The sequence below is a fragment of the Mesorhizobium sp. M0019 genome (assembly GCF_040323975.1).
Lineage (GTDB): Bacteria > Pseudomonadota > Alphaproteobacteria > Rhizobiales > Rhizobiaceae > Mesorhizobium.
This window is the reverse complement of sequence record NZ_JAMYVK010000010.1, coordinates 71,017-93,068: the sequence shown is the minus strand read 5'-3', so window position 1 is coordinate 93,068 and position 22,052 is coordinate 71,017. Positions and strand designations below refer to the sequence as shown.

At 61.4% G+C, this 22,052-nt stretch carries 15 protein-coding genes and 1 pseudogene; 8 read left to right on the top strand and 8 right to left on the bottom strand.

Annotated elements, in window-relative coordinates; genetic code table 11:
- Positions 1-5 precede the first annotated feature (5 nt).
- The 4 genes from NKK47_RS10265 to NKK47_RS10250 all read right to left on the bottom strand — a co-directional run bounded on the left by NKK47_RS10265 (position 6) and on the right by NKK47_RS10250 (position 5,930).
- Positions 6-1,139 (bottom strand): ABC transporter permease, encoded by a 1,134-nt coding sequence (locus NKK47_RS10265; RefSeq protein ID WP_352576427.1) that lies wholly within the window; start codon positions 1,137-1,139, stop codon positions 6-8.
- A gap of 1 nt (position 1,140) precedes the next feature.
- A complete protein-coding gene (locus NKK47_RS10260; protein ID WP_031211897.1) occupies positions 1,141-2,148 on the bottom strand; it encodes an ABC transporter permease in 1,008 nt (335 codons plus the stop codon).
- Positions 2,149-2,260: 112 nt separating this feature from the next.
- Entirely contained in the window at positions 2,261-4,345 is a 2,085-nt protein-coding gene (locus NKK47_RS10255; protein WP_352576424.1) for an ABC transporter substrate-binding protein, read from the bottom strand.
- A gap of 118 nt (positions 4,346-4,463) precedes the next feature.
- Positions 4,464-5,930 carry an alpha-glucosidase/alpha-galactosidase gene (locus NKK47_RS10250; protein ID WP_352449637.1) on the bottom strand — a complete coding sequence of 489 codons (1,467 nt, stop codon included), beginning with the start codon at positions 5,928-5,930 and terminating at the stop codon, positions 4,464-4,466.
- Between the two features lie 71 nt (positions 5,931-6,001).
- Between NKK47_RS10250 and NKK47_RS10245 the strand changes: the two are divergent.
- The 5 genes and pseudogenes from NKK47_RS10245 to NKK47_RS10225 all read left to right on the top strand — a co-directional run bounded on the left by NKK47_RS10245 (position 6,002) and on the right by NKK47_RS10225 (position 11,341).
- Positions 6,002-7,005: pseudogene (locus NKK47_RS10245) on the top strand (AraC family ligand binding domain-containing protein).
- Between the two features lie 499 nt (positions 7,006-7,504).
- On the top strand, positions 7,505-7,942 hold the full coding sequence (locus tag NKK47_RS10240; protein WP_352576422.1) for a CBS domain-containing protein: 438 nt from the start codon (positions 7,505-7,507) through the stop codon (positions 7,940-7,942).
- A gap of 113 nt (positions 7,943-8,055) precedes the next feature.
- Positions 8,056-8,982: an NADP-dependent oxidoreductase gene (locus NKK47_RS10235; RefSeq protein WP_245274720.1), complete on the top strand. Its 927-nt coding sequence runs from the start codon at positions 8,056-8,058 to the stop codon at positions 8,980-8,982.
- A 359-nt stretch (positions 8,983-9,341) separates the two neighbouring features.
- On the top strand, positions 9,342-11,033 hold the full coding sequence (locus tag NKK47_RS10230) for an FAD-dependent oxidoreductase (protein ID WP_352576420.1): 1,692 nt from the start codon (positions 9,342-9,344) through the stop codon (positions 11,031-11,033).
- The gene (locus NKK47_RS10225; protein WP_036238601.1) at positions 11,030-11,341 is read left to right on the top strand and encodes a UBP-type zinc finger domain-containing protein; all 312 of its coding nucleotides are present in this window, start codon (positions 11,030-11,032) and stop codon (positions 11,339-11,341) included. The genes NKK47_RS10230 and NKK47_RS10225 overlap by 4 nt, the downstream gene beginning before the upstream one ends.
- 219 nt (positions 11,342-11,560) lie before the next feature.
- On the opposite strand, the gene NKK47_RS10220 is transcribed toward NKK47_RS10225, so the two are convergent.
- The 3 genes from NKK47_RS10220 to NKK47_RS10210 all read right to left on the bottom strand — a co-directional run bounded on the left by NKK47_RS10220 (position 11,561) and on the right by NKK47_RS10210 (position 15,874).
- A complete protein-coding gene (locus NKK47_RS10220; protein WP_023677168.1) occupies positions 11,561-12,730 on the bottom strand; it encodes a GNAT family N-acetyltransferase in 1,170 nt (389 codons plus the stop codon).
- Positions 12,727-13,722, bottom strand: coding sequence for a sterol desaturase family protein (locus NKK47_RS10215; RefSeq protein ID WP_023677167.1), 996 nt, complete (start codon positions 13,720-13,722; stop codon positions 12,727-12,729). The genes NKK47_RS10220 and NKK47_RS10215 overlap by 4 nt, the downstream gene beginning before the upstream one ends.
- A 223-nt stretch (positions 13,723-13,945) precedes the next feature.
- The gene (locus NKK47_RS10210; protein ID WP_031211889.1) at positions 13,946-15,874 is read right to left on the bottom strand and encodes a heparinase II/III family protein; all 1,929 of its coding nucleotides are present in this window, start codon (positions 15,872-15,874) and stop codon (positions 13,946-13,948) included.
- 116 nt (positions 15,875-15,990) lie between these two features.
- Between NKK47_RS10210 and NKK47_RS10205 the strand changes: the two genes are divergently transcribed.
- Complete coding sequence (locus NKK47_RS10205; protein ID WP_352576418.1) at positions 15,991-17,232, top strand: glycoside hydrolase family 5 protein; 1,242 nt, start codon at positions 15,991-15,993, stop codon at positions 17,230-17,232.
- Positions 17,233-17,398: 166 nt separating this feature from the next.
- Entirely contained in the window at positions 17,399-19,324 is a 1,926-nt protein-coding gene (gene asnB / locus NKK47_RS10200; RefSeq protein ID WP_051406144.1) for an asparagine synthase (glutamine-hydrolyzing), read from the top strand.
- On the opposite strand, the gene NKK47_RS10195 is transcribed toward asnB, so the two are convergent.
- Complete coding sequence (locus NKK47_RS10195) at positions 19,298-20,416, bottom strand: glycosyltransferase family 4 protein (RefSeq protein WP_023677163.1); 1,119 nt, start codon at positions 20,414-20,416, stop codon at positions 19,298-19,300. The two genes, asnB and NKK47_RS10195, sit on opposite strands and share 27 nt — an antisense overlap.
- Positions 20,417-20,585: 169 nt before the next feature.
- Here NKK47_RS10195 and NKK47_RS10190 point away from each other — a divergent pair, with 169 nt between their 5' ends.
- Positions 20,586-22,025, top strand: a complete 1,440-nt coding sequence (locus NKK47_RS10190) for a lipopolysaccharide biosynthesis protein (protein ID WP_352576415.1) — start codon at positions 20,586-20,588, stop codon at positions 22,023-22,025.
- The last annotated feature ends 27 nt before the right edge of the window (positions 22,026-22,052 follow it).

Sequence of the window (22,052 nt, the reverse complement as noted above, 5' to 3'; positions counted from 1 at the left end):
CATGCTCAATAAGGATCGACCGCATCGCGCAGTCCATCCCCAAGCGCGTTGAACGCGAAGACGGTGACAAGCACGAAGCCGACCGGCGAAAGGATCCAGGGATAAGTGCCGATGACCGAATAGGTCGCGGTGTCTTGCAGCATCAGGCCCCAGGAGATCAGCGGCGGCTTCACCGCGAAGCCGAGAAAACCGAGGAAGGATTCGAGCAGGACCACGCTGGGGATTGCCAACGTGACCGCAACGATCACGTGGCTCATCACGTTCGGAAAAATGTGTTGCATGATGATGCGGCCATCTGTGGCGCCGACCGCCATCGCCGCACGAACGTAGTCGATCCGCGCCAGTGCCAGGGTCTTGCCGCGCACTTCGCGCGACATCTGCGCCCAGCCGAGTGCCGACATGACAACAATCACGAAGGCCAGGAAAACATTCGTCGGCGCCGTCACCGGAACCAGCGAGGTCAGCGCCAGATAAAGCGGCAATTGCGGAAACGCGAGCACCAGTTCGACGAAGCGCTGGACCCAGACGTCGAATGTGCCGCCGAAATAGCCCGACACCATGCCGACCGTCGTGCCGATCACGGTGACGATGAAGACCACGGTCAATGCGATCATCAACGAGATGCGCGAACCATAGATCGCACGAGCCAGCACATCGCGACCGAATTTGTCGGTGCCAAGGAAGTGCACCGGCTGGCCGTCGGTCGAGCCGAAGAAGTGCCGGTTCGCGGGAAGCAGGCCGAGCAGTTTGTACTCCGCTCCCTTGACGAAGAAGCCGAGCAGCCGCGGATGGTCGTAGTCCGGCCCGACGACGGGTTGGAAGGTGACCGGGTCGAGGTCTTCCGAATCCGCCAGGGCATAGACGCGTGGCTGGAAGACGAAGTTGCCGTCCTTGTCATGGAAGCTCATCATCTGCGGCGGGGCGAAGCCGACATCGGTCACCTTGGGATCCATCGGTGCGAAGAAGTCGGCAAACACCGCCAGCAGCACCAGAAACGCGACCAGGATGAGCCCGGCCATGCCGGTCCAGGACCGTTTCAGGCGGCGCCAGACGAGTGCGATGTAACTCTCATTGCCGCGCGGCTTGATCTTGGCCGGTTCCTCGGCAATTGGCGGCAGCGAGGGCTCGAAAGCAAGCATCTCAGGACCCTGCATATTGGCGCACGCGCGGATCGAGCATGACGAGCAGCATGTCGGCGATGATGTTGCCGACGATCAGCGTCGCCGACAGCACCATCATGAATGTCGCCGTGACATAGACGTCGCCCACCGCCATCGAGCCAACGATCGCCGGGCCGACGGTCGGCAGGGCAAAGATGATCGCGGTCTCGATCTCGCCGGTCAGCATATAGGGCAGCACCACGCCCTGATACATGACCAGCGGATGCAGCGCATTGGGCACCGCATGGCGCATCACGACCGCACCGCCGCTAAGGCCCTTGGCGCGAGCGGTTTCGACATATTGCGCATTCAGCGTGTCGAGCAGATTGCCGCGCATCACCCGCATGTTGTAGGCGAGCCCGCCGAAGGTGGCGATGGCGACAACCGGCCAGACATGCCGGACGAGATCGACGAACTTCGCCCAGGACCACGGCGCCCCGCCAAATTGCGGCGAGAAGAAGCTGCCGATCTCGGAGACGTTGAATTGGAAGACCAGCAAATAAACGATGATCAGCGCCATCAGGAAGCGCGGCACCGTCATGCCGAGGAAGGAAATCGCTGACAGCGTACTGTCGATCCAGCTGTACTGCCTGGTCGCCGCCCAGATGCCGAAGGTGATACCGAGGACCGATGCCAGCAGATGGCACACCAGCGCCAGGAGCAGCGTGCGCGGCAGGCGCTCGCCCACCACATCGGCCACCGGCTTATTGTAATAGAGGCTGTAGCCGAAATCGCCGCGGGTGATGATGCCGCCGATCCAGTTGAGATACTGGACGGGCAGCGGCTTATCGAGACCGTGTTCTATCCGATAGGCCTTGGCCTGCGCGTCGGCCTCGGCGAATGAGGCCCCGCCCTGATTGATCAACTGCGAGCGGATGTAGTCGGCATAGTCGCCCGGCGGCGCCTGGATGATGGCGAAGGTGACCAGGCTCAGAATGGCGAGGACCGGGATCGCCGACGCTATGCGCGTGAGCAGGAATCGCAACATCGGTCGGTCCGCTTCCTTGTCTAGCCGGTCGCTCTCTTTGAGCGTACGGAGGTTTGCTTTGTCCGGCCGCGCCAACTGGCGCGGCCGGAGTTCTCAGTCAGGGGAGGTAAACCTAGTTCATCGGGCCCTTGTCTCCGGGCTTGCCGGGAAGCTCTTCGGGGAACAGCTCGTATTTGGCCTGCTTGTCGGCAGCGACAAAGACCCGCTCGCGGACAATCGAATCCTCGGCCCAGTTGAACATGAAGATCGGCGTGCCCTGCGGGATGTTGGAGAAGCGTTTGTTGATGATCAGCGCGCCGGGATATTCCGTCAGGCCGACATTGTAGACGTGCTCGGTCGAGATCTTCTGGAACTCTCTCATCAGGCTGGCGCGCTCGTCATTGTCCGCGGACGAGACAAATTTGTTGACGATGTCGACGAGGTCCTTCTCGAAAGGCATCATATCGACCTCGCCGTTTTCCGGCGCACGATGGTCCCAACTGGTTCGTGGACCGACCGGGGCCAGTTGATCGGTATTCTGGACGACGGAAGTCAGCTCCTGATCGTTGCGCCGTACCAGCCAGTCGAAGCGGCCGGAGTATTGCGAGGCATCGCGCTGGGTGCCGTTGAGTCCGTTGAGCACGATCCGAAGCCCTAGCTTTTCCATCTGGGCGACTACACCTTCGGCAAGGCTCTTGTCGGTAGTGTAGTCGTTGTTGACGAGCATCACGATCTCGACATTCTTGCCGCCGGCGGTACCTGCAGGAAAATTGACGAAGCCGTCGCCGTCCGTGTCTTTCAGGCCTGCCTTGGCGAGTTCCGCCTTGGCGCCTTCGAGATCGAAGGGGTAGTAGACCGTCGACTTCCGGTCGTAGAAGCTCGTGCCCGAGGATAAGCCGCCCGGATAGATGGCAGTGAACGGACCCTTGACCAGCGAGTCGCCGAGCGCCTTGCGGTTCAGCGCCATGGTGACGCCCTTGCGGAAATCCTCGTTGCGGTTCAGCTCGCGTATCGCCTGTCCGCGCTCGTCGGGGTTGCCCCAGCCATTGGCTGAGAAATTCATGCGCAGATTATAGCCGATCAGCCGCGCGCCGAACGCAAGCCGTGCCGGTGCGTCCTTTTGCGCCGCGCGCTTCAGCGAGGCAACGAAGTTCTCCGGCTGCTCCAGATTGGAGAAGTCGCCGGCTCCCGCGACGGCCTGAACGTCGCGGTCGGCCCAGGTCGACAATTTGTAGTGCAGTTCATTGAGATACGGCAGTTGGTTGCCCTTCTCGTCGACCTTCCAATAGTACGGATTGCGACGCATGACGATGATGTCGTCGGGGCGGTATGCCACCGGCACCCAGGCACCCATCACCGGCATGTTCATATATTCCGGCGGGAACGCGTTCTTGAACTGCTCGTAGGTGTTCTTCGAATATTTCGGATGCTGCGGCTTGAGGATATGCGACGGGCCCGGACAGAAGGTGCCGTAAGCCATGGCGTAAAGGTATTGTTTCGGAAAGGCGTCCTTGAACGTCCACTCGACGGTGTAGTCGTCGATTTTCTTCAACGTCGTGCCGACGCCGAAGGTCTCCTGCGTCGCGCCGTTCAGCGGCGACACATTGGGGTCGATCACCTCGTCGTCCCAATAGAACATCACATCGTCGGCGTTGAATGGAACGCCGTCCGACCATTTCGCGCCCTCGACCAGATGCATCGTCAGCGTGTGGCCGTCCTTGGACCAGTCCCAACTCCTGGCGAGGTTCGGCAGCGGCTCCGTGTCCTTGGCCTCGACCTGGAAAAGCGGCGCGGTGCGCGTCAGGCATTCGGAAAGGCCGATGTCGATGCCGCCCCAGCCTTGCGTCTGGCCGGCGCCATAATTCCAGCCTTCCGGCCGGCCGCCGATGACATGGCGCATCGTATCGCCGTAAACGCCGATGCCATCCGGCATGTTGCCGGTCTTGAAGACCAGCGGCTCCTTAGGCAAACGGTCCTTGACCGGCGGCAGCTTGCCCGCCTTGACGTATTTCTCGGTGACCCAATCCGATTCGTGATATTCCGGCAGTGCCTTGAATTCCAGGATGGAGTCGCGCGCGACGTATTTGATCTTTCCCTCGGCGGGGAATTGCGCGGGCACCGGCGGCACGGTCGGCTCGGATGCATACGCGTTCAGCGCCGAGGCCGAGACGCTAAGCGCCAGCCCGGCGAGAATGCCAATGTTTCGAAAATTCCTCATCGTCTCTCCTCCCTGTTTGTTCAGGAGCGCGTTGACGCGCTCCATTTCTCCTCGAACGAATGTACAGACGGGTGCGGAAAATTCTCCCGAAAGCTCGCCGCGATCCACCCGGTGAAATTCACACGGCCTGCTTGAGAGCCGTTTTTTCCGCACGCAATTCCTCGATCGAACGGACGTCGCGCCTTGCCGCACCGGCCCATTCGCGGGTCTTGATCCTGGATTTCGAAAGCCGTTCCTTCGCGGCCGGCACCGCATCGGCATATTGCGGCAGCCAGCGAGCCTGGGCGACGACCATTTCGTCCACCATTTGCCAAACCTCTTCCGGCGTCGAAACCGCGCCGACCAGCGGGTCGTGCAGGACCGCGAGCTTCAGCAGGTCGATATCGCCGGAGATCGCCGCATGAACCGACATGCGCTGGACGTTGATGGAGGAAATGCAAGTGGCGGCGCAGGCCTCCGGCAGCGTGATGCCGGAGGCCATGTTGATACCGAAGCGGTCGACGAAGCCGGGCGACTCGACGATCGCGTCCTGCGGCAGGTTGGTGATGATGCCGTTGTTCTTGACGTTGAAATGGCCGCGATAAACGCGGTTCGTCTCCAGCGCCTCGAGAATGTGGCTGGCATGCTCGTTGGAGCGCTTGGCGGGGTCTATCGGCCTGGCGGCGGATTCCAGAAATTGCGGGAACTCCGTTTCGAACCAGTTGCGTGTTTCGGTCGAATAACGAAGGTAGCCGCCGGTCTCGCCGTGGATCCAGTCGGACATGTCGATCCAGCGGGTGATTTCGTCCGGCCGCTTGCGATACCAGGGCAGGTATTCGGAAAGATGGCCGTTGCTTTCGGTCGAATAGACGCCGAAGCGCTTCAGGACATCGATGCGCAGCTTTTCCTGCTGCGAATAGACCGGATGCGCCTCGAAGGCGGCAACCAGCTCGTCCTTACCGATCTTGCGGCCGTTGAGACGCAGGTCGATGAACCAGGTCTGGTGATTGATGCCGGAGCAGACGTAGTCGAGCTCGGTGCGCGACTTGGCGCCGAGCACTTCGGCGATCTGGTCGGCGCCATGCTGGACGCCGTGGCAGAGGCCGACGGTATCGACCCTGCCATATTCGATCGCCGCCCAGGTGTTCATAGCCATCGGATTGGCGTAGTTCAGGAATTTCGCCCCAGGCTCGGCGACTTCGAGGATATCCTTGCAGAAATCGAGGATTACCGGAATGTTGCGCTGGCCATAGAGGATGCCGCCGGCGCAGATCGTGTCGCCGACGCACTGGTCGATGCCATACTTCAAGGGAATGCGGATATCGTCCGCATAGGCTTCGAGACCGCCGACGCGAACGCAGCTGATAATGTAGCGGGCGCCCTCGAGGGCAGCACGGCGGTCTGTCGTTGCCGTAACCTTGGTCGGCAGCCTGTTGAATTCGACGACCCTGTCGAGGATCGACTTGATCATCTGGAGGTTGCGCTCGCTGAGATCGGTCAATGCGAATTCGACATCCCTGAATTCAGGAACGCACAAAATGTCGGTGAAGAGCTTCTTGGTGAACCCGACGCTTCCCGCACCGATGATAGCGATCTTGAAACTCATCAGCCTCACCTCGACCTGATCGAATGCTAGGGCAAAGGCGGAGAAAAGAGGCCTGGCCCGCCTGCCACGCTATGCAGGCTGGAATCCGGCACTTCCTCCCATCCGCTCTTTGACCGCGGTTTCTTTTGCTTTTCTCGAGGGATTATGCGCCTTATTCGGCACGCGACCAGAGAAGGATTATGCTTTTAGGGGTAATTTTGTGCTGCGGAACTTGATCGACATCGGGCCGGCGGGCAGGACGGTATCGCTGCCGCGCGGGCGCCAGCGCCTACACACCATGCCGACAAGCACCGGCTATGAAGTGCGCGAGAACGAGGTCTACGACTGGGATGGGCGCAAGCGCGGCCTGACGCCGTTTACCGTGCTCCAGCATACGATCAGCGGCACCGGCCGATTGCGCTACGAGAACCGGAACTACCGCCTGCAAAAGGGCGACACTTTGCTGGTTCTCGTGCCGCACAACCACCGTTACTGGCTGGCCAAGGGCGAACGCTGGGAGTTCTTCTGGATATCGATGAACGGCGAGGAGGCACTGCGCATCCACAAGTCGATCCTTGCCGCCGTCGGTCCGGTGCTGCGGCTGCAGCCCTCGACGATCGATCATCTGGCTGATTGCAGTGTGCGCCTGATCACGGGCGCGGTCTCGCCGGGAGCCGCCTCGGCCGTCGCCTATGAAGCAGCCATGGCGCTCTACGACGATGTCTTCGGCTCGCATGCCGTCACCGACGACAAGAGCGCCATGCAGCCGGTCATCGATCACATCAGGGCCAATCTCGACAGGCCGCTCCGCGTTGCCGATCTCGCTGAGATCAGCGGCCTGAGCCGCGCGCATTTCTCGCGCTGCTTCGCCGAGAGCGAGGGACTTCCGCCCGCCGAATTTGTGCTGCAGCAGCGACTGCAGCGCGCGGCGAAGTTGCTGACGAAGACCGATTTCCTGCCGGTCAAGGAAGTCGCCATCATGTGCGGCTTTGAGGATGCCAATTACTTTTCGAAGGTCTTCCGCCGCCTCTACGGCATCAACCCGACGCAATTCCGCACCAACGGAATGTATGCCAGCCTGGGAACCGCCCGATAGATTGGCACCGCGCGTGGCGTCGGAAGCGGGAACGCTTTTGCTTCCCCTTGGTTTAGGACAAGAGAGCCTGCTCGCCGCTGCGGCAACCCGCTCTTGGCGGAGATCAGGTCACAGTTGTCAGGGGAGTGATCGATGAACAATCCCGATCCGAATAACCCGAATCCACTGCCGGACAATCCCAATCCGGAGCCGGCCCGGCCGCCTGCCCCGCCGGAGACTCCGCCGGGAGAACCTCCAGGCGTACCCCCGCCCTCGCCGGATCCAATTCCGACGCCGGACCAGGAGCCGATCGGAGTTCCTCCCGGCACGCCTTCCGAAATTCCTTCGGAACCGACCTTTCCCGGGCCGACCGCCTGAAGGGCGGTCGGGTGGAGGATGGCAAGGGTGATTTCGGCGAAGCGCTCGAAACGGGTCTTGCCATGGAACGTTTTGCGCTGGCGCTCATTCACCCTTCCATCATGGAAACCCGCGGCGGGCCCTGCAACCAACGGAGGTTAAAATGAAAGTTAGCAACTGCATGACAAAGGACGTCGAGATCGCCAGTCCGCAGCAAACCCTGCGCGATGCGGCAGAAATGATGGGTCGCCTCGACGCCGGCGCAATGCCGGTGGGCGAGAACGATCGGCTTGTCGGCATGGTAACCGATCGCGACATCGCAATCCGCGGCGTCGCCCAAGGCAAGACACCTGACGCCAAGGTACGGGAAGTGATGAGCACCGAGGTCAGGTATTGCTTCGAAGACGAAGACGCGGAGGATGTTCTGCGTAACATGGCTGACCTGAAAGTGCGCCGCTTGCCGGTGCTAAACCGCGACAAGCGCCTGGTCGGCATCGTTTCGCTGGGCGACCTCGCCACCAACAGCGAGACGGCGACAGCAGGTGAAGCGCTGAGCGGCTTCTCGCAACCCGGCGGCGAGCATTCGCAAACGATACACTGACGGCGCACCACCGGCCGGCCTTTGCTACGACCGAACCGCCGGCTGGATAGACGCCGGCCTGCCGGCGAAACTGTTCAGAGCGAACTGGACTGCAAACCGACGAGGAGCAAGCCATGATTACGATGAAGGCCGTCCGTATCCACGATTTTGGTGGACCGGAGGTTCTTTCGCTGGACGCGGTTCCGTTGCCTCAGCCGCATGACGACGAGGTCACGCTCAAGGTCTACGCGGCAAGCGTCAATCCCGTCGACTACAAGGTTCGCGAGGGCTCTTCGGGCGCGGATCTGCCCGTCACGCTCGGCCGCGACGTATCCGGCGTGGTGGAACTGTGCGGCACGCGGGCCCATATGCTGAAGAAGGGCGATCCGCTATATGCCATGCTCGGCAACGACCGCGGCGGCAACGCCGAATATGTCGTCGTCAAGGCAACGGAGGCGGCGGCGAAGCCGCAACGCTTAAGCCACGCCGAAGCCGCCGCCGTGCCACTTGCGGGCCTTACCGCGTGGCAAGGCCTTTTCGATCACGGCGGCCTCAAATCCGGGCAGCGGGTCCTTATCCATGGCGGCGCCGGCGGCGTCGGTCATCTGGCGGTGCAGTTCGCAAAGGCCGCGGGCGCGTTTGTCGCGACGACCGTGTCCGCGCAGGATTTCGATTTCGTCCGCGCGCTTGGCGCCGACCAGGCGGTCGATTACAAGAACCAGCGCTTCGAGGAGCTTGTCGAGGACGTCGACCTCGTCTTCGACCTGGTAGCGGGTGAAACACAGGACCGCTCGTGGGACGTGCTCAAGCCCGGCGGGACGCTCGTCTCAACGCTTTCCGAGCCGTCGGCGGTGAAGGCCCGCCTGCATCGGGCTCGCGGCGTTTCCTATTTGACCAAGCCGAACGCGGCGCAGCTTGCCGAGATCAGCCGCCTCATCGACGCCGGGAAGGTCAGGCCATTCGTGCAGGCAATCTATCCTCTTGAGGAAGTCGCCAGGGCCGAGGAACAGCTCGAGAAGCAGCATACGCGCGGCAAGATTGTGCTTCAGGTAGCTGCCTGAGCACTCGCCGAACAACAGGCCGCAGGCCAGTTTGCGGAGTGCTCGGACACAGGCCGTTTTCTGCTGTCCAGAAGCCCGGCGGCCGAGAGTTTGACACAGGACGGCCCGCCGGGCCTGGCCGGCTTAGGCAGGTGCCGGCTGAAGCAGCATGCGCCGGGTTTGCCGGGATGCACAAATCAAACAAATCAAGGAGATGCAACGGATTGTGAGGCACGTCGCGACGACATCGTCGCACGGCCGCCGTCAGTTAACTGCGAAGCGAAGGACACAGCGTTTACCGACAGGCGGGCTAGGTTCCTACCGGCCGCAAGCCGCAAAAACCGCTTCAAACTGTCGGAAACCGGCGATAGGTTCGAACCATGTCTCAACCCGCCAATCCGATCTCCATTGCCCGTCGCGATCAGATGTTTCCAGTGCTGGCTGAGGCAGAACTGGACCGCATGGGCCGTTTCGGCGAAGCCGTGTCCTATGCTGCAGGCGAACAGATCGTCAAAGCCGGCGAGCTGGCGCCCGGTCTGATCGTGGTCCTGTCCGGCAAGGTGGATATCATCCAGGGCGGCAGCTTCGGCCGGCGCGAAACAATCGTCACGCACGGTGCAGGCAATTTCGTCGGCGAGTTGGCGCAGCTTTCAGCCCGACCCTCACTAGTGGATGTGGAGGCGGTCGAGCCGGTCGAGGCGCTCGTCATCCCCTCGCAAAGGCTGAGGGACCTGATGGTGCAGGAAGCAAACCTCGGCGAGCGCATCATGCGGGCGCTGATCCTGCGCCGTGTCGGCCTGCTCGAGAGCGGCACAGCCGGCCCGATCATTGTCGGACCGGTCGACAGCGGCGACGTTTTGAGGCTGCAAGGTTTTCTGGCTCGCAGCGGTCAGCCGCATCGCGTTCTCGATTCGGCTGCCGATCCCTGCGCCAGGACCCTGATCGAACGCTTCCATGTCGATATCCACCATTTGCCGATCGTGCTCTGTCCGAACGGCAAGCTGCTGCTCAATCCCGGAGAGAACGAGCTTGCCCGCTGCATCGGCCTGGTGAGGCCGATCGACGCCGGCAAGCTGTACGACGTGGCCATTGTCGGCGCCGGACCGGCCGGCCTCGCGGCGGCCGTCTACGCGGCTTCCGAAGGGTTGTCGACGATCGTGCTCGATTGCCGTGCCTTCGGCGGACAGGCGGGTGCCTCCTCGCGCATCGAGAACTACCTCGGTTTTCCGACCGGCATTTCGGGAATGGCGCTGATGGCGCGCGCTTACAACCAGGCGCAGAAATTCGGCGTCGAGATGGTGATACCGGACGAGGCGAAGCTGCTGGGCAGCGCAAGCGACACGTCCGGTGCCCACTACACGCTCGCCGTCGGCGGCGGGGAGACCGTGCGGGCACGGTCGGTGGTGATCGCCAGCGGAGCGCGCTATCGCCGCCTCGACATGGCAAACCTGGCGCAATTCGAGGGAACCTCCGTGCATTACTGGGCTTCGCCGATCGAAGCGCGGCTTTGCGCCGGGCAAGAGGTAGCCCTTGTCGGCGCCGGCAATTCGGCTGGTCAGGCTGCCGTCTACCTGGCGGCGCATGTGAAGAAGGTATGGCTGCTGGCGCGCGGCAGCAGCCTCGATGCGAGCATGTCGCGCTATCTGGTGGAGCGCGTCAGGGCACAGCCGAACATCGAAGTGCTGGCTGAGACGCAGATTGCGGCACTGGAAGGCGACGACGGCAATCTTGGCAAAGTGCGCTGGCGCAACCGCGACACCGAGACAGCACGTCCGATCCGCCACCTCTTCCTGTTCATCGGCGCCGATCCGAACACCGACTGGCTGGCGCAATGCGGCGTGGCGTTGGACGCGAAGGGCTTCGTTCGCACCGGGCCTGACATTGGCCAGGAACGTGGTGCACTGGAGACGAACCGCGGCGGGGTGTTCGCCATCGGCGACGTGCGCTCCGGCTCGATCAAGCGCGTCGCCGCTGCCGTCGGCGAAGGCGCCCAGGTGGTTGCAGCGCTGCATGCATATTTCGCGCGAAACGGCAGTCTCGCCGTGGCGCCACAACTGGTCAGGAGCGTATGATGGCAGACGAATGCAGGCACGCCGGGGACATTCGCGACGTGACACCGAGCGCGCTCGGCTGCGAGGAATGCCTGAAGAGCGGTTCGCAGTGGGTGCATCTGCGGCTCTGCCGCACATGCGGCCATGTCGGCTGCTGCGACGACTCGCCCAACCGTCATGCCACCAAGCATTTTCGGGCAACCGGCCATCCTGTCATCGAAGGCTACGATCCGCCGGAAGGTTGGGGATGGTGCTACATCGACGAAATCTTCCTCGACCTCGGCGACCGCACCACGCCGCAAAACGGTCCGATACCGCGCTTCATTTGAGCTTTTTGCGAGCGGGTCGCTACAGCAATTCCAGGAAAAGTGTGAACGGTTTTCATCCGGAATTGCGTCAAAACAAAAGATGGAGCTGTTCGGCGTTTCCGTGAAACGATGAACCATTCTAAAGCATGTCGCGCAAAAGTGCAGCGGTTTTGCGATAACGACATGTATGAAACAAGAATCTAAAGCGCGTCGCATGAGGCCGATCGAACGCGACGCGCTTTAGTCCAAGGCTGCTTCGGCTTGAGCGGGCGTATCGCGTCCCTCTGGTGGTGCCGATGACCGCTCGCGCATATGCCTGACGGTCTGGAGGACACGATCGGCAAGAAATGCAAGCGCGCCCTGTGCCGTGCGCGTCCCGATGACGGATTCCAGCGTAACCGCCTGCGTTGAGAATTTGTGTTTGAACGACTCTGCGCCACAGAGGAAATCGACCATGCTCAAGCCGTGATCGATCGACCACTGCACGTAATCCATCAACAGGATCACACCCGGCGACGCCCGGCCGAAATCCGGATCGAACGTCGTCACGAAGGCCATCATCACGTCGTGCTGGACGAAGTTGATCGACACCGCGACCATCACGCCATTGCATTCGAGGACGAAGATATGCAGCACGCCGGCGCGCGCCAACGCATCGACGAGCGCGGCGAGTACCGGCACGCCCTCTTCGAAGAGGTCTGATTCACGCATGCGCTCGGTCAGCCATTTCCGCTTCAAGGCCGCGAGGCGCTCCAGTACCGGTTGCAGCGGCTCGTCGGGCGCAAGCAGGCGAAATCTCACCTCTCCGGTTTCTTCCAGCGCCTTGATGCCGCGCCGATAGTTCTGGCGCGTCTTTTTCGACTGGTCCGCCAACCATGCCGCTCCGCTTTCCCATTGTCCGGCAACGCGATAGCTGACTTCCGTTCGGTGAAAGTGACGAAGCCTGATGCCGCCGGAAGCTCCCGGCGTGAAAATTTTGCGGGCCGCCGCATCCGGCGAGAGACGACTGATCAAGGCAAGATCGAAGCCACCTGCATCGCAGAGTTGCGTCCATAGCTCCTGCAGCGCCGATAACGAGCATTCCGGAGCAACGAGAATATCCCCATAGTCGGTATAGCTGCCGGCCGCCCATTCGAGAAACCGCAGCCCTCTGCGCCTGCCGATCGCCAGCGGAACGACAGCAACGAGTCTCTCGCCCTTCCAGACCAGGCCGATCCGCAACGCGCGCTGGTCACGGCGTTGTACGGTACTCCACCATGCCGAAATCCAGGCATGGCTTTGAAAGATCAGCCCGTCGGTACGATGCCAAAGCTCCATCCAAGCGGCTTCGACCGCAGCCAGGCGATCCGCCGAACGGACGATTTCCAGGCGCTCCGCGCCTAGGACGTCGATGGAAACAGCGGTGTTCATGAAGGAGAACTGTCCTGTGGCTGCGCGACCACATTGGGCCGTCTGTGAAACAGTCGCATGACATGCCTTGCCATCTTCTTGAGCGGCAGGATGTAGAGCCCAAAGAGCGACTGGTAATCGCGCACATCGCGATCGACCAGGCCAAATTTCAGGTCTTCATCCGGCTCCGGGACAAATTGCGTTCCGAACAGACGATCCCAGAACGAAAAAAGCAGGCCGAAATTCTTATCGTAGTGACGCGGGTCGATGCTGTGATGCACCTGGTGCCAGTGCGGACACAGGATGATGTTGTTCAACGGGCCGAACGATATCTTGAGATGCGTATGGCGAACAAAGTCCATCATCAGGATGTTGCGGATGACGTAGACGTTGATGCCGAAGATAGCGACCTCTACCGGATCGAGTGCGATCAGGCTCCAGACACCGAAGCAGATGCCCGGGATGACGCCATCCCACATACGGTTCATCAGATCGTCCAGCGGATGAACCCGGTCCTTGGTGATCCCCACCATCACTTCGGCCGAATGATGTACCTTGTGCAATTCCCACAGGAACGGGAAACGGTGCTGGGCGACGTGGTAGAGGTAGTATGAAATATCATAGGCGACCAGCATGGTTGCGGTGAAGATGACGATCGTCACCGGTCCCGCCGGGCCGCCGAGAAGCGGCGCGTGGATGTTAAGGAGCCAGCCAATTGCCTCACGTGTGCCATAGCCCACCGCGACGACGAAGGTGACGCCGGCAGGAATAAGCAGGAAAGGCATCATCGCCCGTTTCGTGATCCAGAACAGGGCGTCGGCTCGCGCCGACGGGTGCAGGATGACTTCCTGTGGGAAGGCGAAGTCGAAAAAGTCCCTGAGGGACTTATGTTCGGCAGTTCGCCAGTAGGCGATCACCGCGCTGCCCAGTGCGGTGAGGAGAAGCAGGCCGAGCGTGGTCAGATTGACGTTCGAAAGCTTTTCCACAATCGCTCTGGCAAATTCGGAAAACATTGATGCAGCGGCTCCTGGTCGTAAGTCGTAAGAAGGCGATCTGGCGAATAGCAAAGCACAAAATTCCCGCCAAACTCGCTACGCCGCCTGCAACCAGTGGCTGTTGCGGGCGCAGCGGGCAAAGCAGGCTGGATGGTGCGAGACTAGCAGATCAACGGTAACGAAACCGCTAAATGTCCAAACGTAATTAATGTCGAATACGGCTGGAACTCGCCCGGCAACTCTACGTTGGCACCGGTTTTTGCTGTTGCGGCGGGTGAATTGGGGCAAGATGGATATCGATCCCGGCTTCGCCCACTTCACCGTGCCAGGCGAGGCGTTCGGCTTGCTGCCTAGTGCCAAAACGCAGTGAAACCCAACCGCCTTGGCCCGGCATGTCACCGCCCGCGCCGATATCGAGCGCAGCATCAGGAAAGCGGATGGCCAACAGTACCTCGTCGCCGCGCAATACCGTGACCGTATCTTCGTGCCGGTCGGCATGGAGGCCGGCGGCCAGTTGGAAGACGATCTCGGACTGGCGCCTGCCGCCGAGCAGTTGGTCGGTGATGAGGATGCCATCGGCCTGGCGCGCCAAAGTGCGCTGATGCACGACGCCGAAGCGGCTTCTATAGCCGTCATGCCGGGCGCTCAGCCTCCAGTGCGGTCCCGGCTCGCTCTCCACCAGCGCTGCGACTGCCTTGTGCGACCAGTTGAAATTTCCAGCGATGGTGCTTTGGCTCTCGCCCTCGATGTTGAGCGTGTTGTGCGCCGGTGTGGAGCGGAACCAGTCGCGCCATGCGCCTCCCGAACCGTAGAGCCAGGTGCCGGGATCGACCAGCACCGGCTCATCGTCGATGCACAGGGTGAGCGACAGCGCGTCGGCATGGCCGTGCGCCGCTATCGAGAGATAGCCGAGCGGTCCATGGTCGAACGTCAGTTCGACATTGCGGCCATTCATTGCTCCGCGCCAGACGGAGAGCCCGCCTTGCGTGAATGTCTGCAAGCCATGCACCGCGGGCGCCGGGCCTGACGGCGCACCAAAGAAAAGCGAACGAAAATCGTCAGGCTCCGGCGCGTTGCCCGGCGTCCCCAGTAAGCCGTGGATGGCGGCCGCGACGGATCGGATATAGTTCGGCTCGTCGCCCAGCTTCAGCACATGGCCCTCATCGTCGTCGCCGAAGCGGGCGGCTTTCTGTGGCAGCCAGCCGACGAAATTGGCGAAGGCGCCCAGACGCGCTTCGACGGCCGAGGGAAACGGCGTTCCCGCCTGGCGTGCCGCGGCGGCGCACAGCAAGATGAGTTCGGCGCTGAAGGCTGCATAGGTCGGCGTTTGCTCGGCACCGGCGCCGTCGGCAAGAATCTGCTTGTGCGTCTCATTTAAGAGGGCGCTGCGGGCAATTTCGGATTCGGCCCCGAGCGCCAGGCAAACCAGATATTCGCCAGCCAACTCTGCGACGAGATGGTTGTTGGCGGAGGAATATCGCGACGGAAACCGCGGCAGCCAATAGGCGCTTGCCGCGAGTATCTCACCAGCTTTCCGCAGCGTCGCCGGGTCAAGCCGGTCACCGATAAGGTCCAGGGTGACGATCAGGCTGATGGCTCGCAGCGCTACTTCGATGCCGGAAGCCCAGCCAATGCCTCGGAACGGCGGATTGGCGGAATGCCAACTGCCGATTGCCGCCTCAATGGCACTCCGGGATCGATTGTCCTCGCTGAGGAGCAGGTGTGCAGCCAGTACTGGCAATTGCTGCAGCCGGTTGACCTCCCAGACATATTTTATATCGCCAAGGTCGCCGCCATCGCGAAAATCGATATCGAAAGTATGAGCCTCGGCGCCAGGCCAAAGCCTGCCGGTTACCGGATCAAGACGCCAAAGCTCAGCAGGAAACAAAAGATCGGGCTCACGCTTTGGCCATGTCCGCCCGAGTGCCGAAAACCGGCCATGAAGCATCTCTTGCGCGGCCGCCGCTATGGCCTGCCGTTGAGCGTCGGTCGCTGCCAGCGCAGCATGGCGAAATCCGGGCAGCACTGGGTGCAACTGCGGCGATGGATAGCGCTCCCACCCATCATCGCGGCGGCGCGACACGATCCTTCGACGTTGCTCGCCCAGCCGGTGCAACACCTCGGCCGGTCCCATGCTGCGCAATCGGTTGATGTACCAGCCGATTCTCATGCACGCCCCGTCAACGTTTCGGTCCTTGTATACCATGCCGTCGAAAAGCTGCGGGCCGGCAATCTTCTTTCCCGTTCGTTGCGGTTAATATCTCCCGCGAGCATGCGGAGGGAGCGATGCGAAAAGCGGTGTATGTTGTTGCCTGGGTGCTCGCCTTGCTTGTGGCGGCCGCGGCAGAGCCCATCCCTCTCAAGCGCGGCGTTGGCGTGCATCAGTGGCTCAACTGGTCGCCGGTGGAGAAAGACGGAACCTACGTTTGGCCGCCCTATCGCAGCGAAAAGGAGTGGCTTGCGGAAAGCAGGCCGCTCACCGACTGGCCGGCCGGGGAGGTGTTTGCCCACATCCGATCGATGGGCTTCGACTTCGTCCGGCTGAGCGTCGATCCCGGCCCGCTGCTTGCCAGCGGGGACGCCAAGCGGCAGCAGGCGCTGGACATACTTGCCGCCGCCGTTGAGCGGATCACGTCGACCGGCCTCAAGGTGGTTTTCGACCTGCATGGCGTCACTCAGGTTCCCGACTACAGCATGGAGATGATCTATGGCGGCGCCGACAGCGAGGGCGTTGCCCGCTATCGTCAAATGGTTGTGGCGGTCGCTGCCATGCTGGTCAAGATAGGCACCGACAAAGTCGCCCTCGAACCTTACAACGAGCCCGCATACTACCCTTGCGATGCGAGCGGCAGCGATCACTGGCAGCGGATCATGGCAGGGACCGTCCACGACATTCGAGCGGTCAGCAGCGAACTTACCATCGTTGCAACCGGCGCCTGCGGCGGCAGCATTGCCGGATTGGTTAACCTCAGCCCCGGCTTTGATGACCCAAACCTCTATTACAGCTTCCATATGTATGAGCCGCACAGCTTCACCCACCAGCGGCCCGATGACACGATCAGCTTTGCTTCGGGACTTCCCTGGCCGGCCGACAGTAGTACACCCGAAGTGGTGACCGAAACCCTTAGAGCGCGGATGGAAGCTGCCGGCTTGAGCAGGGTCGAGCAGGTCATGAACATGGCCACCGCGCGCCAAGCAATCGCGAACTATTTCGAGCAGAACTGGGGCCAGAGCCAACTGGAGGCGAGCTTTCGCCAGGCTGTCGACTGGGCTGAAGGCCATGGCATTCCCAGCCGGCGGCTCTTCATGGGCGAATTCGGCGCTATCCTCATGTCCGCGGACGGCCGCATGGGCGCCTTTGAGGCCGACCGTTCGCGCTATCTCAAGGCAGTGCGCCGAGAGGCCGAACGCTTCGCGATCCCATGGTCTGTCTGGGAGTTCTCCAATGCTTATGGGATGAGCCTCATCCCGCCCGATGGTCCCCCGGTTCCCGACCCGGAGATGCTGCAGGCATTGGGCCTGCCATAGGTGCCGTCACTCGCCCTCACCAGCGAACAACCGGTGCAATCCCTGACCGCCAGGCTCGATCGAGGAACGGCCCGTGGCAGCTTTCTCCCGGTTGGGTTGTATTGGCACGAAGTGTTTAACACATTTGTTGTACTGAATTGAGGAATGTGCGCGCCTAGGGGGAACAATGTGTGGAATTGCCGGATGGATCGGTCGAAGGGCTAAAAATCCACAAGAGCGGGCCGCCAGAATGTCAAACGCATTGCGGCATCGCGGTCCCGATGCCGAAGGCGCCGAGATATTGGACCTGAACACCGGCGAGCAACAATTGGCATTGGTCCATCGCCGCCTGGCGATCATTGACTTGGCGCCTGAGTCAAATCAGCCGATGCAGATTGAGGACGGCCGTCTCAAAATAATTTTCAACGGAGAGATATATAACTACATCGAGTTGCGGCAGGAACTGATCGGCCTTGGCCATCATTTTCGAACGCGCTCCGATACCGAGGTGCTGCTCCGAGCCTACGATCAGTGGCACTTGTCCATGTTCGACCGGCTGAGCGGCATGTTCGCCTTTGCACTCTGGGATGCTCAGAGGCAGGAATTGATCCTCGGCCGGGATCCCTTCGGGGAAAAGCCGCTTTACCTCATGCAAAGCGAAAGCTTGCTGCTGTTTGCCTCGGAGATCAACGCATTGTTGTCGGCGCAGCAAGATGCGCAGCAACTCGATCTGGATGCGGTGGACGAGTATCTGAACTGGCGTTATGTGCCGGGACCACGCACGCTTTTTAAACAGATCCGCAAGCTCAATCCCGGAAGCTATGCTGTCTGGTCGCAAGGGGTGGTCAAGGAAACGCGCTACTATACGCCTCCGGATCAGGCGGCCCTGGCCGAGCGGATCGACGGAAAAACCGCCAAGAAGCGATTTCTGGAACTGCTCGACCATTCCGTCGAGATCAGGATGCGCAGCGATGCACCTTTTGGGGCCTTTCTCTCCGGAGGACTCGACTCCTCGGCTATCGTCGCCCTGATGGCCAGGCATAGCGCCACGCCCATTCGCACGTTTTCCGTCGGGTTCGACGACGCAGCCTATAGCGAACTTGCATTCGCCCGGCGCGTTGCCGATCATTTCAAGACCGATCATTGCGAACTTGTCATCCAGCCAGGCGATCTGATGGATCAGCTGCCCGCGATGGTTCGCCAACGCGGGGGACCTGTTTCGCAAAGCAGCGATATTCCAATTTACCTGATGTCGGAGCGCGCCGCCCAGGACGTCAAGATGGTGCTCACCGGAGAAGGAGCCGACGAGATTCTCGGCGGCTATCCCAAGCATCGCGCGGAATCACTGGCCGGGATCTACCAGTCGCTTGTTCCAGCCTCGCTGCACGATAACGTCCTTTCCCCTTTGGTACGCGCCATGCCGGGCGCGTCGGCCAAGGTCGATACGTTTGCCCGCACCGCGGGCGAAAGGGACTTTGCCGCCCGGATGGTCTCCTGGTTTGGAGCCGTTTCGGCGCAGCAGCGCGCCTGCCTGATCGGCGCGTCCGCAAATCGCCGTTATGAGCGCAACGACTTTCCGTTCTCGTCAAGCGCTGCGGCTTCCCATCTTCGCCGCGTGCTGTTTTTCGATCAGACATCGTGGCTGCCTGACAATCTCCTGGAACGAGGCGACCACATGATGATGGCCGGTTCAATCGAAGGAAGAATGCCGTTCCTCGATCGAGACCTGGTTTCATTCGTCAGCAAATTGCCCGATCGCTACAGGCTGGGTTGGTTGCACAGCAAGCAGATCCTGCGCGACAGCATGGCCAATATCCTCCCGGAGGAAATTCTCAGCCGCCGCAAGGTCGGGTTCAAGGTACCGGTCGCCGAATGGTTTCGCGGATCGATGAGGAACTACGTGCATGACCATCTTTGCTCGCCTCACTCCGTCATTCGCAGCTATCTGAGTCCGAAACAGCTAGATCAAATCGTCTCGGAACACACCACGCGTGCTGCAGACCACGAAAAGCTGATATGGGCGCTGTTGAATTTGGAGATATTCCACCGCGAATTCAGGCTCGACGCGCCGCCGCGATCGTCGGCCTCAGCGCTTGACCGGTTGACGGCTTGACACGGCCGACCGCCAGACATCGCAGATTGCGCCAACAAACGGGGCGAGCTCAAGCCGTTCCCGATGCACGGCCATGGCACCGGCACCAAGCTTTGCCCGCAGTGCCGGGTTCTCCACGAGGCGGCTCAGCGCCTCGGTCAACGCTGTAACATCGCCTGGCGGCACCAGCAGCCCGGATTGCCCGTCGGTGATTATGTCTTCGACGGCGCCAACCGGGGTCGCCACCACCGCCAAACCGGCTGCCATGCCTTCGATCACCGACATCGGCAGATTTTCGGCGAAGGATGGAAGAACCAGAATATCGGCCGAAGAAATCAGCGATGCGACATCGTCCGGTCCCACCCAACCCGGAAAGGCGATCCGGTCTGCAATCCGCAGCGCGGCTGACTTTGCCCGTGCCGCCTCGACTTCGCCATCGCCGGCAATCGTGGCGCGCCAATTCTTGACAGGGCTCATGCGGTGCAGTGCCTCGAGCAATTGCGGTACGCCCTTGCGGTCGCCGATGCGGCCCAGGAACAGGATATGCACATGGTCGCCGCCGCCGACATGCGCCAGCGACGGGACTTCGGTCGCATTGGGCACGATCACGATATTGCCGGCTGCGCCCGGCGCCCGGCTGGCGACGAAATCGCGCCAAAGTCTGCCCAAAACGATCACCCGATCGGCATGCTCGAACAGAGCTTTGATACGGCGGCTTATGAAACCGCGGTCGGCTTTCCAGAATGTCTGATACTGCGCCCCGTGCAAATGCAGGACATAGGGTATCGACAGCAGCCGTGCGCAGGCGGCGATCACCATCTTGCGGTAGGTGCTGCCGGAAACTGAGATGTTGATATGAATGACATCGGCGCGTCCAGCCAGACGCGCTTTAAGCATCCGTAAGCAAAAACCGAGCATATAGAAGATCGAAAGTCCGACATGCCCCGGGCCACGACTGGCAAGAAAGCGCACATCGATGTCGGTGATTTCTTGCCGTTCGAACTCCTGCTTCAGCGCCCCCATGATGCGGTCGATGCCGCCCTGCCCCGAAACGCCCGAGGGCGTCGCGACCAGGACATGTATTTTTCGATCGGATATGAGGCGCTGCAACATGATGGTACTCTAAATAACACAGACCGGGTAACTGCAAAGCAAACGTTCCCGATAAGGTTTACGGCAAATCTTTTAGTTCAAACTGAATCTGTTCACCCTTCGGCATCATCGGGCTGGATTTTCCGCCAGTCGGCGGCTAGTCGAAGGTGAGTTTTCCAGGGACACGCCCTTGCTGCTCCGTTCCACGCTCATTTATGCTCCGGCGATCCTGCTGACGCGAATTTCGGCGCTGCTCCTGCTGGTCGTCGTGACGCGTTTGATCGACCAGACCGAGTATGGCCTGCTCACCCTGGTGGTGACCGTCGGGGAAATGACCGACATTGCCGTCACCAACTGGCTGCGCATCGCCTTGCTCAGGCTTGGCGGCAAGGGCGAAGTCAGCCGCGGCAGCCTGATGCTGGCCGGGCAGGTGTTGCTTGCCACCACGGCACTGGCGCTGGTCATATCGGTAGGCGCGTCGGCGGTGATCGTGCCTGAACGCTGGGTCGAGTTCGCGATCGCAGTCTGCGGCTATCTGGTCGCCGGGTCCATCAGCCGCTTCGCGTTGACGGTGCTGCAGATGCAGCAGCGCCATTCGGTCTATTCGATGCTAGAAGCCCTGCGTGCCCTGCTGCAACTCGCGTTACCGATCGGCGCTATCCTCGTCTTTCAGGATAGCTTTCTGACGGTGTCGCTCGGCTCGAGCCTCGGCGCCTTGATTGCCGGCATCGTGGCGGGCATCATGGCATCGCGACGGCTCGTTGCCGGTCCGCCGCGCTTCACCCACAGGGACTTCTTTGCGCTCGGTGTGCCGCTGATCATCATGGCGCTGGTAGGCTTCGGGCTCAACAGCGCGGAGCGTCTGTTCCTCAAGATCTATTACGATGCCAGCGCTGTGGCGATCTTCGCCGCAGCCTATGCGCTGGCCCGCCAGCCGATCGACATGGTCGCCAACGCCATCAACATGGGCGCCTTTCCCGAGGTGGTCAGCCGGTTCGACGAGGATGGGCCCGCGGCGTCGGGCCGGCTGCTGTCGCAACTGATGGCGCTGATGATGCGGCTTTGCCTGCCTATTGCAGCGATGCTGGTCGCGCTCAGCAGCGATATCACCGAGCTCATGCTGCCCTCGCAATATCACGGCCGCTTCGGCCTGCTGTTTCCGATCATTGCCTTCAGCGTGCTGTGCGCCAACCTCACCAGCTTCGTCTATGGCGTCGTAGTGCACGCGCACAAGCGGCCGTGGCTGCTGATCATCGCCAATCTCTTCGGCTCGGTGGCAACAATCGCATTGTCCCTGCTGTTGATCCCCCCGATGGCGGAGATCGGCGCCGCTTTGGCGCTGGCGGGCGGCTCGGTGGTGGGCTCCATAACCTGCATCATCATCAGCGAGCGGCTCACACCGGTGCCGGTGCCATGGCGCGACATCGGTGTCTCGGTGGTCATCTCGCTCAGCACGGGGGTGGCCGCCAAGCTTGCCAGCATGGTGCCCGGCGACGTGCCGGCAATCTTCTCGCTTGTCGCCGGCGGCACTGCCGGTGCTGCGGTTTTCTTCGGGCTGACCTCGTTGTTCCACCCTGTGGCAGCGACGCAATTCGTCGCCCAGCTGCGAGCGCGGCTACGGATCGCGTAAAGCGAAGTCCAGGGTCAACGCCTGTTT

Coding starts and splice junctions, on each gene's coding strand:
- asnB (WP_051406144.1), top strand. CDS start 17,399: ATGTGTGGAATTGCCGGATGGATCGGTCGAAGGGCTAAAAATCCACAA.
- NKK47_RS10235 (WP_245274720.1), top strand. CDS start 8,056: ATGATTACGATGAAGGCCGTCCGTATCCACGATTTTGGTGGACCGGAG.
- NKK47_RS10230 (WP_352576420.1), top strand. CDS start 9,342: ATGTCTCAACCCGCCAATCCGATCTCCATTGCCCGTCGCGATCAGATG.
- NKK47_RS10210 (WP_031211889.1), bottom strand. CDS start 15,874: ATGAGAATCGGCTGGTACATCAACCGATTGCGCAGCATGGGACCGGCC.
- NKK47_RS10260 (WP_031211897.1), bottom strand. CDS start 2,148: ATGTTGCGATTCCTGCTCACGCGCATAGCGTCGGCGATCCCGGTCCTC.
- NKK47_RS10220 (WP_023677168.1), bottom strand. CDS start 12,730: ATGAACACCGCTGTTTCCATCGACGTCCTAGGCGCGGAGCGCCTGGAA.
- NKK47_RS10240 (WP_352576422.1), top strand. CDS start 7,505: ATGAAAGTTAGCAACTGCATGACAAAGGACGTCGAGATCGCCAGTCCG.
- NKK47_RS10265 (WP_352576427.1), bottom strand. CDS start 1,139: ATGCTTGCTTTCGAGCCCTCGCTGCCGCCAATTGCCGAGGAACCGGCC.
- NKK47_RS10250 (WP_352449637.1), bottom strand. CDS start 5,930: ATGAGTTTCAAGATCGCTATCATCGGTGCGGGAAGCGTCGGGTTCACC.
- NKK47_RS10195 (WP_023677163.1), bottom strand. CDS start 20,416: ATGTTGCAGCGCCTCATATCCGATCGAAAAATACATGTCCTGGTCGCG.
- NKK47_RS10205 (WP_352576418.1), top strand. CDS start 15,991: ATGCGAAAAGCGGTGTATGTTGTTGCCTGGGTGCTCGCCTTGCTTGTG.
- NKK47_RS10255 (WP_352576424.1), bottom strand. CDS start 4,345: ATGAGGAATTTTCGAAACATTGGCATTCTCGCCGGGCTGGCGCTTAGC.
- NKK47_RS10215 (WP_023677167.1), bottom strand. CDS start 13,722: ATGTTTTCCGAATTTGCCAGAGCGATTGTGGAAAAGCTTTCGAACGTC.
- NKK47_RS10225 (WP_036238601.1), top strand. CDS start 11,030: ATGATGGCAGACGAATGCAGGCACGCCGGGGACATTCGCGACGTGACA.